This is a genomic window from Pantoea sp. GW821-FHT03E06 (genome assembly GCF_059420725.1).
The window spans coordinates 158,600-182,774 of record NZ_JBWKUG010000002.1 but is presented as its reverse complement, the minus strand read 5'-3'; the positions used below and the strand labels follow the sequence as shown (position 1 = coordinate 182,774).

The window sequence follows — 24,175 nt, the reverse complement described above, 5'->3', positions numbered from 1 at the left end:
TATCACTGAGTGAGATAAAGTCACACTTTGTTTTTTGAGATTAGTTTCCTTTTTACCGCGGCGGAATAAACGCCTGCACCGGCGTCAATTCGCCACGGTATTTCCGCACCTGCACCACGGTGATTTGTCCGCTGCAGCCTTGTGTCAAAGACGATGTGCCGATATCCAGCGTGAGCACATTGGGATTACCATGGCGGCACAGCGGACGCAGCGCGGTGGGATCAACCGGATCGTACCAGGCGCCGGTAGGCAATTGTACTACGCCGCGCAGGATGGTTTCAGTCAGGCGCGCGCTCGCCAGCACGTGACCTCGCTCGTTGTAGAGCTCAATAATCTCGCCATCGCGAATACCTAATGACGCCGCATCGGCCGGATGCAAACTGCACACCTCACGTCCATCGCGCTTACTACTCAAGCTGTAATCCCCAAAATCCAACTGGCTGTGCAAACGCGTCGCCGGCTGATTGGCGATAAGCCAGAACGGATGATCGGGATTCGGTTGTTGCTGCGGTTCGCGCCACACCGGATGACCAGGGCAGTTTTCATAGTTAAAGCTGGCGATAGTGGCTGAGAAGATCTCAATTTTACCGCTCGGGGTGGGCAGCGGCGCGGCATCAGGATCGGCGCGGAACGCCTTGATCATGCGGCCACCGTCTTTCAGCTGCGGTAATTCCAGCACGCCTTGCTGCCAGAACTGATCAAAGCCAGGAATCTCGACCTGATGCGCCGCCAGTTTTTGCTGCAGCTGGGCATAATGATGCTTAAGCCAGCCGCGCGTATCACGTCCTTCAGTAAAGACCTCTTCACGGCCTAAACGGCGTGCCAGTTCGGTGAAAATCGCATAATCGTCTTTCGCTTCGCCAAAGGGTTCTGCCACCGGCTGCATCGCAAACAGATGACGATCAGTAGGCGCGCCGCCAATATCTTCGCGCTCAAGCGTCATGGTGGCCGGCAGCACGATGTCTGCATGACGTGCGCTAGCAGTCCAGGCAATTTCATGCACGATTAGCGTATCCAGCTGGCAAAAGGCCTGACGCAGCCGTGCCAAATCCTGATGATGATGGAACGGATTGCCGCCCGCCCAATACGCCAGACGAATATGCGGATAGGTTAAGCGACGGCCGTTGTAATCAAACTTTTTGCCGGGATTGAGCAGCATATCAGCGATACGCGCCACCGGAATCAGGCGATCGATGCCATTTTTACCCTGCGGCAGCGCGGGAAAACTCACCAGATTATGATGCTTACCATAATGTCCTAGCGCGCCAAGCGCATAGGTATAACCGCCGCCTGGCAGGCCCGGCTGACCGAGTGCTGCCGCTAATACTAATCCCAGCCACACCGGCTGTTCGCCATGTTCGGCGCGCTGTAACGCGTGCGCCACCGTCACCAACACGCGTTTGCCGTAAAGCTGGCGCGCAAAATCACCTATGAATGCGGCGCTGACACCGCAAATCTCTGCTGCCCATGCGGCGTCACGCGGCGTGCCATCTTCTTCACCGCGAATATAGGCCGCCATTTCTGGCCAACCCACGGTATAACGAGCGAGGAAAGCTTCATCCGTCAGCTTTTCGGCGATCAATACCGATAACACGCCGAGGATAAAGGCGGCGTCGGTGCCCGGTCGCAGCGCCAGCCATTCGCCCTTCGCCTCATCCGGTAGATCGCTTTTCAGCGGGCTTATCGAAATGAAACGCGTGCCGCGCCGCGCCGCCTGTTGCATAAAACCACGTTCGGTATGTTCGCTTAAGCCGCCGCTGGCAACCTGCGAGTTCTTCAGCGCCAGGCCGCCAAACGCCAGCACGATTTCGCTATGCTGAGCAATCTCTTCCCAACTAACGCCGCGACGTGCAATTTCATTCATGTCGCCGACGATATGCGGCAACAATACTGACGCGGAACCGGAGCTGTAGCTGTTCACCGAACGCACGTAACCGCCAAGCGTGGTGTTCAGGAAGCGGTGCACCTGGCTTTGCGCATGGTGAAAACGCCCGGCGCTCGACCAGCCGTACGAGCCGCCGAAGATGCCTTCAGGACCGTAATTGTCGCCGACGCGTTGCAGTTCACGCGCCACTAATGCATAAGCTTCGTCCCAGCTCACCGCCACATAGTCGTCGTTACCGCGCCGATCGTCCGGGCCCGGGCCGTTCTCCAGCCAGCCGCGCCGTATCATTGGCCGGGAAACGCGCGCCGGGTGGTTTAAGGCCGTACGGAAATTTTGCAGTAGCGGGCTGGGATCGGGATCGCCCTTGAAAGGTTGAATTGTGAGCTGGTCGCCCTGCTGCTGGGCATGAAAAGCGCCCCAGTGGGCGCTGTGCATTACCGGTTTTTGCGTCATTTTTTTTCCTTAATGCTCTTCAGCTCAACGCATACTGGTCGCCATAAATGGCGCCCCTACCACAAACCGGTGCGGATGTTGTAGGGTGCGCATTAATGCGCACCTGGGCGTGGCTGAGCGGCATTAAATCTCGTCCTGGCATTAAAAAAGAAAAACGGTGCCTAAAGCACCGTTGCAATAAAGTTTCTTACGCGCCCGTTTTCCGGGTCATCGAGCACTTGCTGGGTTGGCCCCGCCGCCACAATGTTGCCGCTTTCCATAAAGACAATGTTGTCGGCGACCTCGCGGGCAAAGCCTATTTCATGCGTGACGACCACCATGGTGATGCCCGAGTGTGCCAGCTGTTTAATCACCTGCAAGACTTCGCCAACCAGTTCCGGATCGAGTGCCGAAGTGGGCTCATCAAACAGCATGACGCCAGGGTCCATCGCCAGCGCACGCGCAATCGCTACGCGTTGCTGCTGCCCACCAGAAAGATTCTGCGGCCACTCATCTTCGCGTCCAGACAGCCCCACCTGCTTCAACAGCGCCAGCGCTTTGCTGGTTGCCTGCTGACGGCTCTGCTTTTTCACTCGCATCGGCGCGTCAATGATGTTTTGCAACACGGTGCGGTGCGGAAACAGGTTGAACTGCTGGAACACCATGCCGATTTCGGCACGCTGACGCGCGACCTCACCGCTACTTAACTCGTGCAGCGCCTGGCCTTTCTGCTTATAGCCAATGATCTCGCCACCAATGCGAATGGTGCCACCATCGAGTTTTTCCAGATGGTTGATGCAGCGTAATAGCGTAGATTTCCCCGACCCGGAAGGCCCGAGAATCACCGTTACCGAACCGGCAGGAATATCCAGGTTCACGGCATCAAGAATAGTGACGCCAGAGAAGCGCTTAGTGACTTTCCGTAAGGCGATCGCTTCACCCATTGCTGACGCTCCTTTCTGCTTTCGCCGCCGAGAAACCTGGCAGTGATTTCAACAGGCTGCGTTTTTCCCGACGCGTGACGCCACGTCCAAAATAGCGCTCTACATAGAACTGCCCCACTGACAACACTGAGGTCATCAGTAAATACCACAGCGTTGCCACCAGCAGCAGCGGGATCACTTCATACGTACGCTGATAGATGATCTGCGCCGAAAATAGCACGTCCTGCAGTGAGATCACCGAGACCACCGCGGTGGTTTTCAGCTGGCCAATAATTTCGTTACCGGCAGGCGGCATGATGGCGCGCATCGCCTGCGGCAGAATCGTGTGACGGAAAATTTGCGACGGGCGATAACCCAGCGCACGCGCGGCTTCCAGCTGGCCGTTGCCGACACTCTGAATACCAGCACGCACAATCTCTGCGGCATAAGCGGATTGGTGCATCACCAGCGCGATCACCGCAGCGCTAAACGGGCTTACCAGCGCGTTAGATTGGGTACTCCAGATTTCACCAAGGCCGGGAATGGATAGTGCGATGGTGGGATAGAGCGCGGCGATGTTGTACCACAGGAACAGCTGCACCAGCATCGGCACGCCGCGGAAGAACCAGGTATAAAACCAGCTCACGCCCACCAGCACCGGATTAGAGGAGAGGCGCATCAGCGCCAGCACCGTACCAAAGGCAAAACCCAGCACCACGGAAATCGCGGTGAGCTGCAGCGTCATTAGGACGCCTTGCAGGATCGATTCGCCGGTAAAGTTCTCCGCAATCACGCTCCACTCGAAGCGTGGATTGTTGATCATCGAGTGCGCCATCGCCACCACGCACAACAGCACCACCAGCGCACTCAGCCAGCGTCCGTAGTAACGTTTGCCGACGATTTTCAGATCGTCGGTGTGGTGGTGAATATCACTCATTGAAAGATTTCCTGATTACGTTTGGCTTGTTTAACCGCACCAAATCCAATGCCCCAGGTATCGAGGATCTTGTTGTAGCTGCCATCTTTGATCAGCGAGTTCAGTGCCGCCTGTACGGCAGGCTCCAGCGGAGAATCTTTCTGGAAGGCGACAGAAACTGGCGCATCGTGGACGGTGATTTCACCGCTCATGGTCAATGGTTTAATGACTTTAACCTGCCACAGCAGACCTTCGTACGGACCGAGGAACATCGGTACACGACCACTCACCACCGCTTGTACGCCCGCAGGACGATCCGGGAACACCGAAACTTTAATGGGTTTTTTACCCGCGGCTTCACAGGCTTTGCTGGCATCTTCAAGGCGCGTGACCTGGGTGGTGCCGGAACCCGCACCGACTTCTTTACCGCAAACATCGGAAAGGTCTTTGAACGGCGCAACGTTGGCATCTTTACGCGAGATAATGCCCAGGCGGCTGGCATCGTAATAACCGACAAAGTCGATAATTTTGGCGCGCGCCGGCGTGGCGTTGATGTTGGAAAGAGCCACATCATAACGACCGGTTTTCAAACCTGGGATAATGTTGTCGAAACCGCCGGTGTCGCGCCACTGAACCTGGATTCCCAGACGCTCGCCCACGGCATTCATGATATCAATTTCACGCCCGGCCAGCGTTTTGTTGTCTTCTTTATAGAAGGTGGTTGGCGGGGTATTGGGGTTGGTTCCTGCCACAATATAGCCGCGCTTAACCACATCCGCCGGTAGCAGGCTTTTCAGCGCAGGATCGGCCTGCACATGGATTGAGCTATCGGTTGGGACGGATTGATCGGCGGCGAACGCGGTGTGTGCACTCAGAGCGAGCGCAAAAAGAGTCATGCCTTTTGCGAGTTTCACTGGAACCTTTCTCCTGATTTATAAAATGTTTCCCCACAGGGAAAAGGCGTTGAGGTAGCGATGGTTTTTTCTTCTGATTCACCTTGCGTCAAGGCGCACAGTGGTTCGAATTGTCATCCTCATTACGTCCCAAGGACATTCTCATTGAAGATATGCAGCGATCACAAATGCGAAAAAAACATATCTATTGCCGAATTGTGGCAATAGCAGGGTGCGCGGTTTTACAAGGCTATTTCCGTGCCCTTAACGGCGCGGCTTAACATGCAAAATTCAGATTCTGCCACCGAATCAAAGGCCTGCTAATGCCGCATCGTTTGACCATTTTCGTCTTAGACATAACGGATTTATCTAACGCATAGCTCGCCTGCCCGCCACTCGCCGTGTTGTCAGTCTTATGTAAAGGTTTGTCATGCCGGATTGCAATGCGAACCATTATCATTATCATGCGCATTTGCTTACAATTGTTAATGAAACAGGGAGAAGATCTAAGTGAATGTAACCATGCGTGGCAAAAAGCCTCCGGTGGCGCTTTTTTTAGCGGGAGTGCTAACGTCGCCTGCAATCGCAGCAGAATCCACGGAGAAGCTTGCAGACGACGAATCGATGATTGTCACTGCTGAACAGGAGCTTAAACAACAGCCAGGCGTCTCCACCATCACGGCAGAAGACATCAAGAAAAATCCCCCGGTTAACGATCTATCCGACATCATTCGCAAAATGCCAGGTGTGAATCTCACCGGTAACGGTGCCAGCGGCAGCCGCGGTAATAACCGCCAGATCGATATTCGCGGCATGGGCCCGGAAAACACCTTGATTCTTATTGATGGCGTGCCCGTCTCTTCACGCAATTCTGTGCGTTATAGCTGGCGCGGTGAGCGTGATTCACGCGGTGACACCAACTGGGTGCCCGCAGATATGGTGGAGCGTATTGAAGTTATCCGCGGCCCTGCCGCTGCGCGCTACGGTTCGGGCGCGGCGGGCGGCGTGGTGAATATCATCACCAAGCGCCCCACCAACGACTGGCATGGCTCACTGTCGCTGTACACCAACCAGCCTGAAAATAGCAAAGAAGGCGACACGCGCCGCGCCAACTTCAATCTTAGCGGCCCGCTGGCGGGTGAAGCGTTGACGATGCGGCTGTACGGCAATATCAACCGCACCGACGCCGACGCGTTTGATATCAATACCGCTGAAAATGGTTCTTACGCGGCGGGACGTGAAGGTGTGCGCAATAAAGACATCAATACCGTGCTCTCCTGGAAAATGACGCCGCTGCAAATCATCGATTTCACTTACGGCTACAGCCGTCAGGGCAATATTTACGCCGGCGATACGCAAAACAGTAATAGTAACGCCAGCACCGATGGCCTGGTTGAATCCCTGTACGGTGATGAAACCAACCGCATGTATCGTCAGAGTTACGGCATTGCGCATAACGGAATCTGGGATTGGGGAACCTCAAAACTCAATTTTAACTACGAGAAGACCAATAACACGCGTCTGCAGGAAGGCACCGCTGGCCGTACTGAAGGGATGATCAATAGCAACACTTACGCCACCAGTCGTTTGGAAAGCTATCGCGCCGGCGGTGAAATCAACTTCCCGGTGCAGCTGTTGGTGGATCAAACCGTGACCTTAGGCGCAGAGTGGAACCGCGATGAGCTCAACGATCCGGCTTCGATGTTATCGGCCAGCGCACCGGGCGTGAACCTGCCGGGCAGTTCAGGCGATCCGTCGCAGCGCAGCAGTAAAAACAGCGCCACCATTAGTTCGCTCTATTTCGAGGACAACATTGCCGCAACCGATACCACCGAGGTGATCCCAGGGCTGCGCTTTGATTATCACGATCAGTTTGGTGCCAACTGGAGTCCGAGCCTGAACGTCTCGCAAGGACTGGGTGATTACTTCACGTTGAAAGCCGGTATTGCGCGCGTGTTTAAAGCGCCAAACCTTTATCAATCTACCCCCGGATACTTGCTCTCGACCCGTGGCAACGGCTGCCCAATTGGGCTTACCCAATGTTATCTGATGGGCAATAAAGACCTTGATGCGGAAACCAGCGTCAATAAAGAGATTGGCCTCGAGTTCAGTCATGAAGGCTATGTAGCGGGCATCACCTGGTTCCGCAACGACTACAAGAACAAGATTATCTCTGGCACCGAGCCGATCTACTCCAGTTCTAACCCGACCTATAACGTGCTGCGCTGGGAGAATGGTGGCAAAGCGATTGTGGAAGGACTGGAAGGTAATCTGACCATTCCTTTAATTGCCGACACGTTAGAATGGCGCTCGAACGCGACTTATATGTTCCGTTCGGAAAGTAAGAAAACCGGCAATCCGCTATCGGTGATCCCTGAGTTCACCATTAACTCGCAGCTGGAGTGGCAGGCGACCGACGATCTCAGCGCCAATATTAACTGGACGCAGTATGGGCGTCAGAAACCGCGTCAACATGCTGAGACAGTGATTGATGTCAGCAATATGACGTCGAAAGAGATCAGCCCTTATTCGGTGGTGGGTCTGAATCTCAATTACGACGTCACGAAAAACCTGCGGGCAAATGCCGGTATCAATAACCTGTTTGATAAGCGCATTTACCGTGAGAACTCAGGAGCTTCGACTTACAACGAACCGGGCCGGGCGTATTATGCAGGCGTGACCCTGTCGTTTTGATTCAGCGGGTTTAGGTCGCCATCAATCGCGTAATGCTGGTCAGTTAAGCGTGAATCGGTCACCATGAATGGTGGCCCTACGTGGATATAGCCAGGTTTTCGTAGGGTGCGCATTGATGCGCACCGGGACGATTCACATCAGCGAAAGAAATCCCGCAACGCCTCCGCCAGCGCCTGCGGTTGCTCATCCGGGATGAAGTGACCACAGTGCTCAATCTTGATTCCCGAAACGTTTGCCGCGAATTCCCCTAACGGCAACGCCATATCGGGAATCGATCCCTGATCGGCACTGACCGCCAGCAACGGCAGCGCTAATTTGCCCTTATCCCGCAGCAGATGGCGATTTTGCGTCGCCGATACTGTCACTTCACGATACGCCGCCATACCTGCCCGAATTGCCCCAGTTTGTTGTAACAGCCGCGTATATTCCGCCATATCTTCCTCACCAAACACCATTGGACTGGCCGCTTTGCGCTTGAGGAACCATTCAAGATAAATCTCTTCTCGTCCTTCGATAAGGGCTTCAGGGAGATCGGGCAGCAGATGAAAAGCGAAGTGCCAGGTTTTCCATGCTTTGTCCGGTGTGGCAGGTAGCGCCTCTGGCAAGGTCACACCTGGAATGCCGGCATCCAGCAGCGCCATTTTGATCACCTGCGCGCCAAATAGCGAGGCGTAGGGCCAGGCAACCCAGGCACCCACATCATGCGCGGCAAGATAATAACGCTCATGATTCAGCTGCTGCATTAAGCCCTGGACTTTCTCCGCCAGCGAAGTGGTATCGTAGCCGTTGATTGGCTTATCGGAATCACCCTGACCGGGGAGATCGGGAGCGACAATAAAGAAGCGATCGCCCAGTAGCGCCATCACGTGACGCCAGGCGAACCAGCTTTGTGGGAAACCTGCCAACAGCAATAACGTATCACCCTCGACATTACCGCCACTCACATAGTGCAGCCGCACGCCGTCAACGGTGGCGTAATGATGGGAAAATCCGTCGAGTTGCGCAAAGGGCTGCGCCCAACCTGGCGCTGGTTTCATGATGGATGCTGACATTTTCTTCTCCAAATTTAGGAAGCATTCATTTCCAATTTAAACGAAATTAGGAAATGATCGATTTCTAAATACTACCTGACGAACGCCGCGATGGGTAATCCTAAAATGATCCGCGCTTTTTTTACCTAATTGTCAGCGGGTCGACATAACGGGTACCGCTTCATCACAGGTTATTTGCTACTCTGTGCGCGACTATTTCATAACAATTGTGAAACCTATGCGAACATCGGATTTGTTGCGACTGCTGCTGCTGGCGGCAATTTGGGGTGCCAGTTTCCTTTTTATGCGCATTGCCGTACCGGCACTCGGCGCGGTAAATACGGCCTTTTTGCGGGTATTTTGCGGCATGTTGGGGTTGTTAATCATCATGGCCATCATGCGTATTCCAAAACGCTTTGAAGGAAAATTGGGATGGGCGATGCTGCTGGGCGTTATCAACTCTGCCATTCCTTTTCTGATGTATTGCATGGCGGCGCGCGTCTTACCTGCCGGTTACTCAGCAATACTCAACGCCACCACGCCGTTAATGGGCGTGGTGATCGGCGCCGCCTTCTTTGACGAAAAATTCACCCTGAGCAAAATTCTCGGCATGATTGCTGGGTTTGCCGGCATTATCCTTATCAGTACTACCGGGGAATCTCATCTCACGAGTGCACTCGTGCTGGGGATAGTGGCCTGTCTGGTGGCAACCGCGTGCTATGGGTTTGCTGGTTTTCTAACCAAACGCTGGATTGGCGCTCGCGGCGGGCTTGATGCCACCAAAGTGGCATTTGGCAGCCAGCTGGGCGCATCGCTTTTCTTGCTGCCTTTCTTCGCCTTTAGCGCCCCGCAGACACCTGCCGCGAGCTGGCAGCTCCCAGAAGTATGGGCCTGTGTGCTGGCTATCGGTTTCCTCTGCACCGCCCTTGCTTACATTATCTATTTCCGTCTGTTAGCCGATATCGGCCCTCTGCGCACGCTGACGGTCACCTTCATGATTCCGCCTTTTGGCATATTGTGGGGATGGCTGGTGCTGGGCGAGCAGATTAATCAGGGCTTTATCGGCGGCTCGTTGCTGATTATCTGCGCGGTATGGTTGGTGACGAGCAACGGATTCGGCAAGCGCCCTGCTGTTAACACCATGGTAAATAAGTAATCACGCCTTTTTTCCGCCGGGCTTCAGCGATCGATTGAGATCCTGAATGCGTTTCATGGTTTTGACCGTGCGCGCTGAGGTCGCTGAAGCCACCGAAAGAATCAGCATTTCCAGACATACCAACACCGTGCCGTGCAGCGGCATGCGGCCATTCTCACCGCCGCGCGGCACGTTAATCATCACATCCGCCTCTTTGGCAAACGCCGAATCAATAGCGTTGGTGAGCAAAATGACCGGCATGCCAAGCCGCTTTGCCTCTTTAAGCGCGGTGATGCCTTCCCGGTGCGCCGATTTCTGCGCCATCATGATCAGCACATCGCCGCGTTGCAGCGTAATTAACTGTTCTGCTAATGCAATTCCGGATCGGTTGAGGGTAACGGCAGGAATGCCAATGCGGGTGAATAAGCGCGCGCTGTAATCCGCCAGAATCCCCGATGCATTAATACCAAAGAGCGCTACCTGACGTGCTTCAATCAGCAGCGTCACCGCTTGTGCCACCGCCTGGCGATTGTGCGGTTCGGAAAGTGCATCACACGCACGCTTATGGCCGCCCAACACAAAATCGATGCCGGAGTTGATATCACACGACAATTCGCTCACGGTCGCGCTCATCTTCTCTTCGGAGTTCATTGCTGGACCAAACCAGGCTTTGAGGGTGGTTTTGAGATCGCGCAATCCGGCAAAGCCCAGCGCCTGAACGGCACGCACCACCGTTGCATCAGAAGTCTGCGTCGCATCGGCAATTTCCATCGCTGTAGCATCTACTATTGCCTCACGATTATCGTGGATATATTGCGCCACGGTTTGCAGACTTAATGATAAGGTTGGCGACCGAAGGCGATAACGTTCCCCTAATACATCCACACGGTTTTTAATTTTATTCGTACTCATCTATTTAAACTCACCATCCTGCGATTCATTTGTTGCACGCCTGTAGTAAATGAGTGGTTTTAAACTGGCCATTTTGACCTTATCGGTCTGCCAAAACCTCAGCAACAACGCCTGATTTTAAAAAAACAACACTCTGTAAAATAACACCTTTATTATGAAAATGGTGCTATTAACAGTCAGGAAACCCGGCCTCGACCTGCTGTAGTATCCGCACTTTTATTTCCGTTTACTACTACATTTTTTCATGTTTGAATGATTCTCAATTGCATTACATTGGCTATTTAACGCCGCACGACATTACGCAAAATTAACCACTCGCTTCGATTCACGGATGAATATTAATCCCGTAATAACACCAGGTTTAATTACATGAATAATAATCTGCCATGCGCTTTTAAATCAAAACGCCATCCCGCGATCCTTGCGGCGATTTATGGTGCCACCCTTTGGGGTTCGGCCAGCAGTTTTGCGGCCGAGGAAAACACTACGCTGACGGTATCGGCCGATGAAACCGCTGCGCAAGGCTATAACGCCACTAGCAGCTCGGTAGGGAGTAAAACGCCAACGCCTCGCATAAACCAGGCGCAGTCGGTGAGCGTGGTGACGCAGCAACAGCTTGAAGATTATCAAGCATCCAGCCTTGCCGATGCGATGCGCTTCGTCAGCGGCGTGACCGAAGGCAACACGCTGGCGGGTACCGAAGATGGTTTTGTACGGCGTGGTTTTGGCAGTAATTCAGATGGCTCGATCTACCGCGACGGCGTTCGCAGCAGCCAGGGCCTGAATTTTGATGCCACGACCGAGCGCGTAGAAGTATTGAAAGGCTCAGCCTCGCTGCTGTATGGCATTCAGAATCCGGGCGGCGTCATCAATGTTATCAGCAAGAAGCCGCAATATGAGTGGCACACCAAAGTGAGCGGTAAGACCTCCAGTGAAGGCGGCGGCGCAGGCACCGTCGATGTCACCGGACCGCTTGGCAACGGCTTCGCCTTCCGTCTGATTGCGGAAAAACAAAATCAGGATTACTGGCGTAATTTTGGCAGTGACAAGCACACGCTCATTGCGCCCTCACTTCAATGGTTTGGCGAACAAGCCAGTTTCCTCATCAGCTATGAGGATTATCAATATGACATCCCCTACGACCGTGGCACGGCGTTTATTAACGGCAAACCTGTTGATATCGGTTACAAGGATCGTCTTGATGACAAAGCCAACCACGCGTGGGGCCACAACAAAACGCTCAACGCCCATTACGACTGGCAATTTAATGATGAGTGGAGTACCCGCGTTACGCTCGGTTGGAACCAGCGCCAGTACGACAACAACGAGGTGCGCGTTACCGCAATCAATCCCACCACCGGCGTGGTGACGCGTCGCGCCGATGCTAACCGCGGCTTTAACCATAAAACCAAATACCTATCGTGGGATCTGATCGGGTCACAACACGTGTTCGGCATGACGCACGATATCGTGCTGGGCACCGATTACGAGATGATCCAAACCTACCGCGCACATCAGTTCCAGGGCAAAGCCAACAGCGCATTTAACCTGAACGATCCGCAGTACGATATTTTATCACCCATCACCAATAGCACGACGGAAAACAGCGCCAATGCCAATAACCTGAACCGCACGCATAGCCGCTCGCTGTATGCCAAAGACAGTATCAGCCTGACGGAGAACTGGATTGCGGTGCTTGGCGGACGCTACCAGCATTATGAACAACGCGCCTCGAAAGGCTTCGATCCGGTGGTGCAAACCCTGGATAGCGAAGGCAATAAATTCCTGCCGCAGGTCGGTTTGATATACAAAATAACCCCAGACGTTTCACTCTACTCCAGCGTCAGCAAATCCTTTACGCCCTCCACCGATGTGGATGATGATGGCAATGTGGGCAAACCGGAACAGGGCACAACCTGGGAAGTGGGCAGCAAATGGCAGATTTCACCGAAGCTTTTTGCCAGCGTGGCGCTGTATCGCATCAACGAGCGAGACATGTCGCTCTCCATAAATGGCACCACACGCGCCATTAATAAAGCCCGCTCCAGCGGGGCGGAATTTGAGTTAAATGGCGAAGTATTACCGGGCTGGGATCTCAGCGCCAATTACAGTTACGACAAAGCAGAAATCGTTGATGACGGCGTAAACGCAGCCAACAACGGCAATCGGCTGCAGAATGCACCCCGCCATTCTGGCGCGCTCTATCTGAGCCATAATCTGGCCATCTCCGGCATTCCGGGCGACTTCCGCGTTGGCGGCGGCGCGCGTTACGTTGGCAGCCGTGCAGGCGATCCGGAAAATAGTTTCACCATGCCGGATTACGTCGTCGCGGACAGCTTTATCGCCTGGAATAACTCACTATTTGGCGAAAAAACGCAGTTGAAACTGAATCTGAATAATCTGTTTAACAAGCACTATTACACCTCCAGCGGCGGTAACTTACGCGTGCGTGAAGGCGAAACCCGCAACCTGATGCTCGAGGCCAGCGTTGAATTCTGATTCCGTACGTCTATCAGGCGCATTGCGTGCGCCTTCCCTCCTCGGCGCGATCCTGTTGATGCTAGCGCTTAGCAGCGCTGCATGGGCGAAAAGCATCACCGACATTGACGGTAATCGCGTTGAAATTCCCGATCATCCACAACGCATTGTGTTAGGCGAAAGCCGCATGCTGTATACGCTGGCGCTACTGGAGCCGGGCGATCCTTTTCAGCATATCGTGGCGTGGCCGCAGGATCTGAAGAAATACGACAGCCAGACCTGGAACAGTTTTGCGCGCCAGTTTCCACAGATGCTGAAGATCCCGTCACTGGGTTCTGGCGGCCCGAATGCAATGAATCCCGAGCAAATTCTGGCGCTGCAGCCCGACGTGGTGATATTGCCAAGCCTGGCGCGCTACGATGATGCCGATCTGCGTTTGGTGAGCATGCTAAAAGCAGCGCATATTCCGGTGGTGAAAATCGATCTGCGCGTGCATCTGCTGAAAAATACGCGCCGCAGCGTGGAGATCTTCGGTGAAGTACTGAATCAACAAGCGCGAGCGCAGGCATTTAACCGCTTCTACGACGCACATATGCAGGTTATCCGCCAGCGCTTAGCCCGCTATCAGGGCGCAAAACCCTCGGTACTATTGCAACTGCATCTCGGCCGACGCAACGAATGCTGCGTAACCGCCATTAACGGCAGCCTGGGCGAATTACTGAATGCGGCGGGCGGCGCTAACATTGCCAGCAAAACCCAGCATGGGGTTTTCGGACGTCTTAGTGAAGAAAGTGTGATTGCCGCTCAGCCTGATTTCTACTTCGCCACGGGCTTCGGCGATAACGCATCGCAGGGTTTGCTCAAGCTCGGCCCTGAAGTAGCGCCAGCCGCGGTGCTCACCAGTTTTAAACAGCTCACCGCGCAGCAAAACGGTTTACGCGAGTTGCATGCGCTGCGCAATGGACACGCCGCAGCGATCTGGATGAACTTCTATCTAAGTCCCTGGCACATTGCCGCCACGGAGTTTATGGCAAAAACCCTCTATCCCCAGTTATTTACTGACGTTGATCCGGAGAAAACGCTGCAGCAGATATTTCATGATTTTCTGCCCATCCCTTATAGCGGCACCTATTTTAAGGTCATCAGTGCCACGGAGACTAAATAATCGCTGTCGCTGCGCTTGTGATTAATCGGAACATCGCTAATCTTAAATTTGCAGCACGGGCATGGTGTCGAAGAAGTTATTTCCGCCATGCAACAACAACTCATGAGAGGATGTTTTATGGCTGAGCATAGAGGCGGTTCCGGTAATTTCGCTGACGATAAAAAGAAAGCGTCTGATGCCGGTAAAAAAGGCGGAGAGAAAAGCGGCGGTAGTTTCAAAGACGACCCTGCAAAAGCCTCCGAAGCTGGTAAGAAAGGCGGTAAGAAGTAGCTATTACAGCTGCAAGTAGTATGCAGCTTGCTGGAACCTCGCCCGGGCATGGACGCCCGTTGTCGTCCCCTCTCAAGCATTAAACTTCCCCCGACAAATATGGTTAATAACCTGACTTAACTGCTAACAATTTGCAGCGCGCCCTAATGCCGATTCGTCTTAATAAATTTGATTGTTCATTTTTTAACGTGACAAATATCACATTTATGCCAGGCTTAATTTATTCACATCATGCGACATGGAGATATATATGACTGTGCAAACCACTAATAAGACCTTAATTACTGAAGAGTATCCGGTTCCGCCATTTAAAAAACAGCAGCAACCGATGCCTGGTTTAGCAAGCAAAATGGATCCCCGTCCAGATCATGGTGAAACCAGTTATCGCGGCAGCGGTAAACTTACCGGACGTAAGGCGCTGATCACCGGCGGTGATTCCGGTATTGGCCGTGCCGTCGCTATCGCTTATGCCCGAGAAGGGGCTGATGTGGCGATCAACTATCTGCCCGAAGAGGAATCCGATGCCGCTGAAGTTGTGCAACTGATTGAAGCTGAAGGCCGTAAAGCGGTGGCGATTCCGGGCGATATTCGTTCTGAAAAATTTTGTCAGGAGCTGGTAAAACAGGCTGCTGAACAGCTTGGCGGCCTGGATATTCTGGTTAACAACGCGGGTCGCCAACAGTTTAATGAGTCAATCCGTACCCTTTCCACCGAAGATTTTGATGCGACGTTCAAAACCAACGTCTACGCGATGTTCTGGATCACCAAAGCGGCGCTGGAATATTTGCCTGCAGGATCTTCCATCATCAATACGTCCTCGGTTCAGGCTTACCAACCGAGCGCGATTTTGCTGGATTATGCCCAGACCAAAGCCTCAATCGTTGCCTTTACTAAAGCGCTGGCGCAACAGCTGGGCAAAGATAAAATCCGCGTCAACGCGGTCGCCCCGGGTCCATACTGGACTGCGCTGCAGGTTTGCGGCGGCCAGCCGCAAGAGAAAGTTGAGAAATTTGGTGAGTCGGCACCGCTGGGTCGTCCTGGACAACCGGCTGAAATCGCCCCGCTGTATGTGACCTTTGCGCAGGTGAATAACAGCTTCACCTCCGGACAAGTGTGGTGCTCGGATGGTGGTACCGGTACGCTGTAACGTCTGCAGCGTTGATACGCCCTACGACATCAATGACGGTCGCCTTTATGGCGACCGTTTTGTTGCTAATAGCCGTGCGGGAAACACGTCGCGTAACCATTCAATAAACACCCGCAGGCGCTGCGTAAGATGCCGATTTTGCGGATAAACCACGTGAAATGGGTATCTTGCCGGCTGCCATGCGGCAAGTATCTCGACTAAGCGTCCCGCTTCAAGATCGGCTGCTGCCGCATAGCGGAAGGTCTGAATAATCCCCAATCCCGCCACCGCCGTTGCCAGATGTGCATTGCTTTCATTCACACCAATGCGATGTGCAGCCTTGATTTCCAACACGTCCTCATCACGCGCAAAGCGAAACGGAAACGCCCGGCCACTTTGTGGCGATAAATAGCTAACCAGCCGATGACCGTTGCGTAGCTCCTGCGGATAAGCCGGCACGCCATACGTTTTCAGATACGCGGGCGCGGCGCAGGTGATGAGCTCAGCATCGCCCAAATGTCGCGCCACCAGCGAAGAATCACTCAGCGGACCGCCACGAATGACGCAATCGACATTGCCACTGATTAAATCTACTGCACGGTCTGAGACGCCAAGATCCAGGCGGATTTCCGGATAGCGTGCGATAAAATCCGGCAACAAAGGAATTAATACATCGCGCGCGGTGGATCCGCCAATATCGATACGCAAATAGCCGCTGGGTTTAACGCTTTCCGCGTTGAAAGAGTGGTCGATATCTTCCAAATCACGCACGATGCGCAGCGCCTTTTCGTAATAGTCGCGCCCTTCGGGCGTCACCGTAACGCGTCGCGTGGTGCGCTGCAGCAGACGAATGCCAAGATGCGCTTCCAGCTCCTGCACCAGCTTGCTGAGCGTGGCGTTGGGCATATCCAGTGAATCTGCCGCACGGGTAAAATTGCCTGCTTCTACTACGCGTGCAAACGCGCGTATTGCCATTAACTGATCCACGCCGTTTTCCTCAAGCCCGCATTATCCACCTACAGAAATAGTCCTTTCGATTTTACACCATTTATCACCAAACTCAGCAGGAATAGAGTGCTTCTCATGCACTGCAACGCAGTCATCTCAACCCCATTACATTTGGAGAAGTACACATGAATACGCTTAACGGTAAAATCGCACTGGTAACCGGCGGCACCACGGGTATCGGTTTAGCATCAGCGCAAGAGTTAGCGGCACAAGGCGCCCGCGTATTTATCACCGGACGTCGTCAGGCGGAGCTTGATGCGGCGGTGGCCCGCATCGGTGCCAGCGCCACCGGCATTCGCGCTGATGCTTCACTGCTGAGCGACCTCGATAATGTGTATGCAGAAATCGCCCAACAGGCGGGGCGGCTGGATATACTTTTTGCCAACGCGGGCGGCGGCGATATGTTGCCGCTCGGTGCCATCACCGAAGAGCATTTTGACCGCATTTTTGGCACCAACGTTCGCGGCGTACTGTTCACGGTGCAAAAGGCGCTGCCGCTGCTCAGCGACCACGCCTCGGTGATCCTCACCTCCTCCACCACTTCGGTTCAGGGCACTGCCGGTTTCAGCGTCTACAGCGCCAGTAAAGCGGCAGTACGCAACTTTGCCCGCTCGTGGGCGCTGGACGTGAAAGACCGTGGCATTCGCGTTAACGTTGTCAGCCCAGGACCGGTGCGCACGCCAGGCTTAGGTGGCTTGGTGAGCGAAGATCAGCGTCAGGGATTGTTTGATGCGCTAGCGGCGCAGGTGCCGTTGGGTCGCCTGGGGGAAGCGGAAGAGATCGGTAAAGTGGTGGCGTTTTTGGCGTCTGATGCATCCAGCTTTATCAATGCCGCCGAACTGTTTGTCGATGGCGGTATGGCGCAGGTGTGATAGCGCAAGGTAGGTATGACTGGGCTAATGCCGATCGTTGATATCGCCGGTTTTTCGTAGGGTGCGCATTCATGCGCACCTGCATAAACTGGCCTTGCTTTGCAGCCTTCAGGCCGCACTGGGATCGGCTTCCACGTACAAATAACCGATACCCAGCACCTGACGCGCGCGATCTAACTGGCCAAAATGCACATTTGTGCCTTTGCTTTTCAGCGCATCGCGCGGATCGAAAGGATTGAAATCAATCTGCTGCACGATGCTGTGCAGCCAATTTTCACCGAAAGTACAGCTGCGCCCATATAACCAAATCTGGTTAATATTCAGCGTATTGAGAAAATTATACAAGCTCATGCCGATCGCCTCTGCTGCACGCTGCGCCCACGCCACGATCCACGGCTCGCCCGCTTGCCACGCGGCCAGCAACTGCTTGCTCGAGGGCTGCGCTGCCTGCGGTGCTCGCTGATGAGCAGCCTGTTTTAACGCGCTAAGGGACGCTACCGTTTCCAGACAACCCTGGCGTCCGCAGCTGCAGCGTAAGCCGTCGGGCGCAATAATGGTGTGGCCGATCTGGCCACTGCCATAAAGATTGCCGCGAAAGATTTCACCGTTAATCACGAAGGACGATCCAATACCGTAATCGACGTTGATGACGCAGAACTCACTCAACGCGTTGCGATTGAGCCACTTTTCAGCCAGCGCCAGCATCACGCAGTCGTTATCGACGCGGACTTCAACGCCAAGCTTCTCCTCCAGCAGAAATTTCATCTGCAGCGGCGTCTTCCACGCAGCCTGCGGCATATGCTGTGATACGCCAGTCACCGGATCGACCTGGCCATGTACCGCCAACGCCAGATTAATGCGCCGCTTCGGCCACTGTTTGCAGGTTTGCCGCCATACCGCTTCAATCTCATTGAGCAGTGCTTCCGGCGTCTCAGCGTTGATCGTGGTTTGCTGATAGTCGCCTTGCGGCACGAGCTGCGCATCAGCCAGCTGCCGTTCAATACTGGTTGGCTTCACGCACAAACACAGCGTCCACGGCCCTTCGGAAGGCAGTTGAAAACTGCCGTTGCTGTTGCCACGGGTGCTCATCACAGCATGGGAATGCTGAAGTTTTCCCTCATCCAGCAGCGCCTGCAAAATTTTACTGGCAGCGGGGATCGTCAATCCACTGAGCTGGGCCAGCTGCGATTTGCTGAGCTGTTTATGGCGCCACATCAGGTCAATAAACACGGCTTTATTGTGTTTGCGTACGTGAAAATTGTTCAGTCCAACCGGCTTCATTTTCTCTCCCTGCTTCCACAGCAGACGCGTTTACTAAACAGCGTTTACTATCTTTTGTGATGGTCTCACCATCCTGCTTGCACCCATTGCTCTAGAGTTCGTGCTCATCCCAATAACAAAAAATCATCATGACCTCTCAAGAGAAAAATTAAAATGACAACATCACCTGCAAACCATCCGTGGCTGATCCGCCTCGGCATTCCACCCGCGCTGGCATGGGGCTACGTCGCTGTGCTGCTGTTTATGATTGGCGACGGCGTCGAATCGAACTATCTGGCTCCTTACCTGCATGAAAATGGCTTTTCGCTCAACATCGCGGCGGCGGTGATCGCGTTCTACGGCGTGACCGTTACCCTGGGTTCATGGCTGGCCGGTTCACTCTCCACGTTAATTGGTCCGCGCAAAGTGATGCTGGCGGGCGGTTTGATTTGGATTGTGTTCGAAGTCCTGTTTCTGGCCATTGCGCTCCCTTCACACAGCGTACTGCTGCTGGCGCTAACTTACGGCCTGCGCGGCGTGGCTTATCCGATGTTTGCCTATGCTTTTCTGGTGTGGATTCAGGCCGCCGCCCCCGCGGAGATGCGCGGCTCAGCAACCGGTTGGTTCTGGCTGGCGTTTACCGGCGGCTTGCCGACGCTGGGTTCGCTGGTGGCAATCTTCTCGATCAGATGGGTTGGCGAATATGCCACCTTCTGGCTGTCGCTGGGGCTGGTGGCGCTGGGTATGTTGGTGATGCTCGTCGCGCTAAAAGAGCGCAGCGGATATCAATCGCTGCTGGATGAAAAGCATCGTCAGCAGGGCACCGCCCGAACGCTGATGGGCGGCATTGATATTCTGTGGCGTGAACCACGCATTGCCGCCGCCGCCGTGGTCCGCATCATTAACACCACGCCCTACTTTGGTTTCTTTATTTTCCTGCCGGGCTTTTTCACCGAGCAAATCGGTTTTACACAAACCGAATACCTCAGCCTGATCACGATCATGGGCCTGGTTGGCATGAGTTTTAACCCGATCGTCGGCAAAATCAGCGATCGCATCGGCTGGCGCAAGGTATTGACGGTATTTGGCGGACTCGGCTCCGGTATTTCAATGCTGCTCATGTACTTCGTGCCGCAATGGAGCCATGGCAGCTTTGTGCTCAGCGTGATTTGCGCCTGTTTATATGGCATCACCTTATGTGGCTATGTCCCTGCCGCAGCACTGTTTTCTTCACTGTGTCAGCCAAAAGATAAAGGCAATGCGATGGCGATCTACTGCTTCGCCGCCGGGCTTTCGACCTTCTTTGGCCCGGCACTCTATGGCGCCTTCAACGCACTCTTCGGCACCTCGGGCGTGGTTTGGGGATATGCCGCGCTGTACCTGGTGAGCGCGATGCTTTCGTGGTGCTTCCTGCTTAGCCCGCTCGATCCCGGCGAGCAGCACAATCCCGAGGCGCAGCGCCTGCGTCGTTTTGATTCTGTCGCTTCAGAGTAAAGAGAAAAACATGAATGAGTTTGATTACATTGTGGTGGGCGGCGGCAGCGCTGGCTGTATCGTCGCCGCCAGATTGGTCAGGGAGGGCAACGCGCGCGTGCTGCTGCTGGAAGCCGGGCGCGATGAATATCATCCGGTATTAAAAATGCCGGCGGGTTACATGAAGTTCCTCGCCAGCGACAAGTTCCTAACGATGCATCAAACCGAGCCGCAAGCCCAGCTGAACGGACGCGGTGTGATTGTGCCGCAGGCGAAGGTGCTGGGCGGAGGATCGACGGTGAATGCCATGGTGTATATGCGCGGTCATCGTCAGGATTATGCCGACTGGAATCACGCGCTGGGCAATCAGGGGATTGACTGGTCGTGGGAGGCGCTGCTGCCCCACTTCACCGCTATCGAAGATAACGATCATCTTGGCGCTCCCAATCATGGCGTTGGCGGCCCAATGAAAGTGTCACATCTGGGTCACTTCAGCCCGCTCAGCCGCGCGTACGTCAAAACCATGCAGGGCCTGGGCATCCCTTACACGCCGGATTTCAACACCGGCAATCCGTTTGGCGTCGGGTTCATGCAGCACACCATCAATGGACAAACGCGACAGCGTTGCAGCGTGGTAGATGCCTTTATCAACCCGCTGCGCCAGGACACACGCTTAACGATTGCCACCGGCGCGCAGGTGGAGGAGATCCTGTTTGAGGGCGCGAATGCCACTGGCGTCCGCTACACGCTGGAGGGGCATCCGCAGCGTGCCAGCGCCTGCAAAGAGGTCATACTCGCCGCTGGCGCCTACCAAACGCCGAAACTCCTGATGCTCTCCGGGATTGGCCCACAGGATCAGCTGAAAAAGCACGGCATCACGCTACGTCATCATCTGCCCGGCGTTGGCAAGAACTTGCAGGATCACTATGAAGTACCGGTGGTCGCCAGCACCAAAGGTGCGTTTGGCTATTACGGTCAGGATCGCGGCTGGCCAATGATCAAAGCGGGTTTGCAGTACATGCTGTTTAAAACCGGCCCGGTCATCACCACCGGCGTCGAAACCTGTGCCTTCTTTGATCCGCTCGATTTTAGCGCCACGCCCACCATCCAGATGTTCTGCGTGCCCACGGTATATCTCGATCGCGATGTGATGGGCGCCGACCCTGGCCACGGCGTCACCGTTAATTCGCTGCTGCTGCGCCCCAAAGCCACCGGCGAAGTCACGCTGCGCGACGGTAGCGCCAGCAGCTTGCCGATCATTGATACGCAAATATTTGGTCACCCGGATGATTTGGCTCGCACCATTGCCGGCTTCCGCTTCGCGCGGCAGGTGATTGCCGCAACGCCCATCAGCGAGATGGTGCAGCAGGAAATTTTCCCCGGTGCAGAAATCACCTCCGATGCAACTATCGTCGAGCACTGTAAACGCATGGTGAAAACCGGCTATCACCCGGTGGGCACCTGCCGCATGGGGCACGCGAACGATCCGCTAGCGGTGCTAAGCGACGATCTGCGGGTGCGCGGGGTCAATCGCCTGCGCGTGGTGGATGCCTCAATGATGCCTAACATCGTTAGCGGCAATACCAATGCCATCGTGATGGCTGTCGCGCACCGCGCCGCAGAATTGCTGATGCAAACACAGGATTTCGTACAGAAGGAGACAGCCGATGAGTGAAAAGTTGACGCGGCTGCAGCGGGCGCTGGCCGATTGGCAGCTGGATGCAGTGCTGCTCACCCGGCGCGATAACATCGCCTGGCTGACGGAAGGTGCCAGCTATTACGTTGTTGAACGCGCCGAAACCGGCGTCGCCAGCCTGCTGGTAACCCCGCATAAAGTGCTGCTGCTCGCCCCCGAAAATGAGATGCCGCGCATTCTCGCCGAAGAGCCGCTGCCGTTTGCCTGCGAAACGCAAAGCTATCCCTGGTTTCAGTCGCTACATAGCGTGCTGCCGCCCGGTAAACTTGGCAGCGATACGCCGCTTGCCGAGACAATCGATATTCAGCAGCAGATGATCGTGCTGCGTCAGGGGCTGAACAGCAGCGAACAGCAAAGATTTCGCACGCTCGGACGCGAAGCCGCGCAGATTGTTGAGGATGTGGCGCGCCAGCTGCGTGCCGGCGTAACGGAGTGGCAGGTGGAAGCGCAGATCGTTGCGGCTTGCCTGGCGCGTGGCATTCGCCCGATGTGCACCTTAGTGGCGGCCGATGAGCGTATCGCCGCATTTAAACATCCGGTGCCCACTGCGAAAATAGTGCGGCACCAGCTGCTGATTACGCTGGGCGCTGAGCGCCATGGCCTGCACGTTAGCCTGACGCGCCTGGTGCATATCGGTGAACCAGCGCCCGCGCTGCGCCAGCGCCTTCAAACCTTGAGCCAGATCCATGCCGATATTCTCTGTGCAACCCAGCCTGGCCGCAGTTGGTCTGCGGTGTTCAACGCCATACAAAATGCTTATCAGCAGCAGGGTCAGGGCGGTGCCTGGCGCGATCATCATCAGGGCGGCCCGGCCGGTTATGGCTGTCGCGACGAGATCGTAACGTCCGAGTCGCAAGGCGAAGTACGGCTCAATACAGCGCTCGCGTGGAATCCCACGCTCAGCGGCGTGAAAAGTGAAGACACCTTTTTATTGACCTCCGAGGGCTGCGAGGCACTGACGCGTACCGCAAACTGGCCGCTGATTAGCGTGCGACGTGACGCCAGCCTACTGCACTTCGCCGACTGGCTGGTGTTACCGGCATCTTCATAAGGAAGCGACCATGTCACAACGTTTAACCAACAAAACCGCGATTATCACTGGCGCGGGCAGCGGAATTGGCAGCGCGATTGCCAGGCTGTTTGCGCGTGAAGGTGCCCGCATAGCCCTGTTTGATCTCAACACTGAGACCACCGCAGCACTGGCCGCCCAGCTGCAGGAAGAATATGGACAACAATGCGTGGCCTGCATGGCGGACGTGACGCAACCGCAGCAGGTACAACGTGCGGTAGTGCAGGCACAGGACGCGCTCGGGCCTATCGATATTCTGATCAACTGCGCAGGCGTGAATGTATTTCGCGATCCGCTGGGGCTGGAAGACGACGACTGGCAGCGCTGCATGGAGGTCAATCTGAAAGGGCCTTACAACCTGATCCGCAGCGTGTTGCCGGGGATGCTGGCGCGGCATTATGGCAACATTGTCAACGTCGCCTCGGTACACGGACATAAAATCATTCCAGGCGCTTTCCCCTATCCGGTGGCAAAGCACGGATTGATTGGCATGACGCGGTCGCTGGGGGTGGAATACGCCAGCCGGGGCATACGTGTTAACAGCGTGTCGCCGGGTTTGATCATGACGCCTGCCGCAGAAGCCTGGCTGGCAAGCTGCCTTGATCCTCAGGCAGAACGTGAACGCCAGGCGGCATTACTGCCCTGCAAGCGCATCGGTGAACCAGATGAAGTCGCTTATACCGCGCTGTTTCTCGCTTCAGATGAGGCGCGCTTTATCAACGCAACCGATATTCTGGTGGATGGCGGCCGCAGCCAAGTTTATCACGATTAATCATTCCGTTTGCTGTCTGCCTGTTGCGCATCACTGCGCACCTGACTAAATCCTCCGCATTGATGCGTTAAAACAGGTGGCAGCAACCGCGCAAAAAATAACATTAGCGCGCCATAACCCGCTATTCTTCGGTGCTGAAGCGACCCTCTGTCATTTGATAATCAG

The 24,175-nt window shown here is 54.8% G+C and carries 19 protein-coding genes; 11 read left to right on the top strand and 8 right to left on the bottom strand.

Features of this window, described 5'->3' with window-relative positions; all coding sequences use genetic code 11:
• Positions 1 to 52 precede the first annotated feature (52 nt).
• The 4 genes from AC07WB_RS20380 to AC07WB_RS20365 all read right to left on the bottom strand — a co-directional run bounded on the left by AC07WB_RS20380 (position 53) and on the right by AC07WB_RS20365 (position 5,070).
• Positions 53 to 2,338 (bottom strand): molybdopterin-dependent oxidoreductase, encoded by a 2,286-nt coding sequence (locus AC07WB_RS20380; protein WP_494941171.1) that lies wholly within the window; start codon positions 2,336 to 2,338, stop codon positions 53 to 55.
• 161 nt (positions 2,339 to 2,499) lie between these two features.
• Positions 2,500 to 3,261, bottom strand: coding sequence for an amino acid ABC transporter ATP-binding protein (locus AC07WB_RS20375; protein ID WP_400457936.1), 762 nt, complete (start codon positions 3,259 to 3,261; stop codon positions 2,500 to 2,502).
• Complete coding sequence (locus AC07WB_RS20370) at positions 3,254 to 4,177, bottom strand: amino acid ABC transporter permease (RefSeq protein WP_097097740.1); 924 nt, start codon at positions 4,175 to 4,177, stop codon at positions 3,254 to 3,256. Before AC07WB_RS20370 ends, AC07WB_RS20375 begins: the two co-directional genes overlap by 8 nt.
• On the bottom strand, positions 4,174 to 5,070 hold the full coding sequence (locus AC07WB_RS20365; RefSeq protein ID WP_345830140.1) for an ABC transporter substrate-binding protein: 897 nt from the start codon (positions 5,068 to 5,070) through the stop codon (positions 4,174 to 4,176). Before AC07WB_RS20365 ends, AC07WB_RS20370 begins: the two co-directional genes overlap by 4 nt.
• A gap of 501 nt (positions 5,071 to 5,571) precedes the next feature.
• On the opposite strand from AC07WB_RS20365, the gene AC07WB_RS20360 reads away from it, so the two are divergent.
• Complete coding sequence (locus tag AC07WB_RS20360; protein ID WP_494941444.1) at positions 5,572 to 7,743, top strand: TonB-dependent siderophore receptor; 2,172 nt, start codon at positions 5,572 to 5,574, stop codon at positions 7,741 to 7,743.
• Between the two features lie 137 nt (positions 7,744 to 7,880).
• On the opposite strand, the gene AC07WB_RS20355 is transcribed toward AC07WB_RS20360, so the two are convergent.
• Entirely contained in the window at positions 7,881 to 8,795 is a 915-nt protein-coding gene (locus tag AC07WB_RS20355) for an alpha/beta fold hydrolase (RefSeq protein ID WP_494941170.1), read from the bottom strand.
• 217 nt (positions 8,796 to 9,012) lie between these two features.
• Here AC07WB_RS20355 and AC07WB_RS20350 point away from each other — a divergent pair, with 217 nt between their 5' ends.
• Positions 9,013 to 9,930, top strand: a complete 918-nt coding sequence (locus AC07WB_RS20350; protein WP_494941169.1) for a DMT family transporter — start codon at positions 9,013 to 9,015, stop codon at positions 9,928 to 9,930.
• Here AC07WB_RS20350 and AC07WB_RS20345 read toward each other — a convergent pair whose 3' ends face one another.
• A complete protein-coding gene (locus AC07WB_RS20345; protein ID WP_494941168.1) occupies positions 9,931 to 10,821 on the bottom strand; it encodes a MurR/RpiR family transcriptional regulator in 891 nt (296 codons plus the stop codon).
• A gap of 369 nt (positions 10,822 to 11,190) precedes the next feature.
• Here AC07WB_RS20345 and AC07WB_RS20340 point away from each other — a divergent pair, with 369 nt between their 5' ends.
• From AC07WB_RS20340 to AC07WB_RS20325, 4 genes are all read left to right on the top strand, one after another.
• Complete coding sequence (locus tag AC07WB_RS20340; RefSeq protein WP_494941167.1) at positions 11,191 to 13,320, top strand: TonB-dependent siderophore receptor; 2,130 nt, start codon at positions 11,191 to 11,193, stop codon at positions 13,318 to 13,320.
• Positions 13,321 to 13,378: 58 nt separating this feature from the next.
• Entirely contained in the window at positions 13,379 to 14,464 is a 1,086-nt protein-coding gene (locus AC07WB_RS20335; RefSeq protein WP_494941443.1) for an ABC transporter substrate-binding protein, read from the top strand.
• 117 nt (positions 14,465 to 14,581) lie between these two features.
• Positions 14,582 to 14,734 (top strand): KGG domain-containing protein, encoded by a 153-nt coding sequence (locus AC07WB_RS20330; RefSeq protein WP_008110189.1) that lies wholly within the window; start codon positions 14,582 to 14,584, stop codon positions 14,732 to 14,734.
• A gap of 250 nt (positions 14,735 to 14,984) precedes the next feature.
• Positions 14,985 to 15,881, top strand: a complete 897-nt coding sequence (locus tag AC07WB_RS20325) for an SDR family oxidoreductase (protein WP_097097732.1) — start codon at positions 14,985 to 14,987, stop codon at positions 15,879 to 15,881.
• A gap of 45 nt (positions 15,882 to 15,926) precedes the next feature.
• On the opposite strand, the gene AC07WB_RS20320 is transcribed toward AC07WB_RS20325, so the two are convergent.
• Complete coding sequence (locus AC07WB_RS20320; protein ID WP_345830147.1) at positions 15,927 to 16,847, bottom strand: LysR family transcriptional regulator; 921 nt, start codon at positions 16,845 to 16,847, stop codon at positions 15,927 to 15,929.
• A gap of 146 nt (positions 16,848 to 16,993) precedes the next feature.
• On the opposite strand from AC07WB_RS20320, the gene AC07WB_RS20315 reads away from it, so the two are divergent.
• Positions 16,994 to 17,740, top strand: a complete 747-nt coding sequence (locus AC07WB_RS20315; RefSeq protein ID WP_097097730.1) for an SDR family NAD(P)-dependent oxidoreductase — start codon at positions 16,994 to 16,996, stop codon at positions 17,738 to 17,740.
• Positions 17,741 to 17,848: 108 nt separating this feature from the next.
• Here AC07WB_RS20315 and AC07WB_RS20310 read toward each other — a convergent pair whose 3' ends face one another.
• Positions 17,849 to 19,021 (bottom strand): ROK family protein, encoded by a 1,173-nt coding sequence (locus AC07WB_RS20310; protein WP_494941166.1) that lies wholly within the window; start codon positions 19,019 to 19,021, stop codon positions 17,849 to 17,851.
• A gap of 153 nt (positions 19,022 to 19,174) precedes the next feature.
• Here AC07WB_RS20310 and AC07WB_RS20305 point away from each other — a divergent pair, with 153 nt between their 5' ends.
• The 4 genes from AC07WB_RS20305 to AC07WB_RS20290 are packed head-to-tail and all read left to right on the top strand — an operon-like array spanning position 19,175 to position 24,010.
• Positions 19,175 to 20,494 (top strand): MFS transporter, encoded by a 1,320-nt coding sequence (locus AC07WB_RS20305; protein ID WP_494941165.1) that lies wholly within the window; start codon positions 19,175 to 19,177, stop codon positions 20,492 to 20,494.
• Positions 20,495 to 20,504: 10 nt separating this feature from the next.
• Positions 20,505 to 22,148, top strand: coding sequence for a GMC family oxidoreductase (locus tag AC07WB_RS20300; RefSeq protein ID WP_494941164.1), 1,644 nt, complete (start codon positions 20,505 to 20,507; stop codon positions 22,146 to 22,148).
• Positions 22,141 to 23,220, top strand: coding sequence for a M24 family metallopeptidase (locus tag AC07WB_RS20295; RefSeq protein ID WP_494941163.1), 1,080 nt, complete (start codon positions 22,141 to 22,143; stop codon positions 23,218 to 23,220). Before AC07WB_RS20300 ends, AC07WB_RS20295 begins: the two co-directional genes overlap by 8 nt.
• A 10-nt stretch (positions 23,221 to 23,230) precedes the next feature.
• Positions 23,231 to 24,010, top strand: coding sequence for an SDR family oxidoreductase (locus tag AC07WB_RS20290; RefSeq protein ID WP_494941162.1), 780 nt, complete (start codon positions 23,231 to 23,233; stop codon positions 24,008 to 24,010).
• The last annotated feature ends 165 nt before the right edge of the window (positions 24,011 to 24,175 follow it).

What these genes read in the sequence shown, in the direction of transcription:
- AC07WB_RS20315 (WP_097097730.1), top strand. Translation starts at nt 16,994, where the DNA reads ATGAATACGCTTAACGGTAAAATCGCACTGGTAACCGGCGGCACCACG.
- AC07WB_RS20355 (WP_494941170.1), bottom strand. Translation starts at nt 8,795, where the DNA reads ATGTCAGCATCCATCATGAAACCAGCGCCAGGTTGGGCGCAGCCCTTT.
- AC07WB_RS20375 (WP_400457936.1), bottom strand. Translation starts at nt 3,261, where the DNA reads ATGGGTGAAGCGATCGCCTTACGGAAAGTCACTAAGCGCTTCTCTGGC.
- AC07WB_RS20360 (WP_494941444.1), top strand. Translation starts at nt 5,572, where the DNA reads ATGCGTGGCAAAAAGCCTCCGGTGGCGCTTTTTTTAGCGGGAGTGCTA.
- AC07WB_RS20310 (WP_494941166.1), bottom strand. Translation starts at nt 19,021, where the DNA reads ATGAAGCCGGTTGGACTGAACAATTTTCACGTACGCAAACACAATAAA.
- AC07WB_RS20325 (WP_097097732.1), top strand. Translation starts at nt 14,985, where the DNA reads ATGACTGTGCAAACCACTAATAAGACCTTAATTACTGAAGAGTATCCG.
- AC07WB_RS20370 (WP_097097740.1), bottom strand. Translation starts at nt 4,177, where the DNA reads ATGAGTGATATTCACCACCACACCGACGATCTGAAAATCGTCGGCAAA.
- AC07WB_RS20350 (WP_494941169.1), top strand. Translation starts at nt 9,013, where the DNA reads ATGCGAACATCGGATTTGTTGCGACTGCTGCTGCTGGCGGCAATTTGG.
- AC07WB_RS20295 (WP_494941163.1), top strand. Translation starts at nt 22,141, where the DNA reads ATGAGTGAAAAGTTGACGCGGCTGCAGCGGGCGCTGGCCGATTGGCAG.
- AC07WB_RS20380 (WP_494941171.1), bottom strand. Translation starts at nt 2,338, where the DNA reads ATGACGCAAAAACCGGTAATGCACAGCGCCCACTGGGGCGCTTTTCAT.
- AC07WB_RS20340 (WP_494941167.1), top strand. Translation starts at nt 11,191, where the DNA reads ATGAATAATAATCTGCCATGCGCTTTTAAATCAAAACGCCATCCCGCG.
- AC07WB_RS20305 (WP_494941165.1), top strand. Translation starts at nt 19,175, where the DNA reads ATGACAACATCACCTGCAAACCATCCGTGGCTGATCCGCCTCGGCATT.
- AC07WB_RS20345 (WP_494941168.1), bottom strand. Translation starts at nt 10,821, where the DNA reads ATGAGTACGAATAAAATTAAAAACCGTGTGGATGTATTAGGGGAACGT.
- AC07WB_RS20330 (WP_008110189.1), top strand. Translation starts at nt 14,582, where the DNA reads ATGGCTGAGCATAGAGGCGGTTCCGGTAATTTCGCTGACGATAAAAAG.
- AC07WB_RS20335 (WP_494941443.1), top strand. Translation starts at nt 13,379, where the DNA reads ATGCTAGCGCTTAGCAGCGCTGCATGGGCGAAAAGCATCACCGACATT.
- AC07WB_RS20290 (WP_494941162.1), top strand. Translation starts at nt 23,231, where the DNA reads ATGTCACAACGTTTAACCAACAAAACCGCGATTATCACTGGCGCGGGC.
- AC07WB_RS20300 (WP_494941164.1), top strand. Translation starts at nt 20,505, where the DNA reads ATGAATGAGTTTGATTACATTGTGGTGGGCGGCGGCAGCGCTGGCTGT.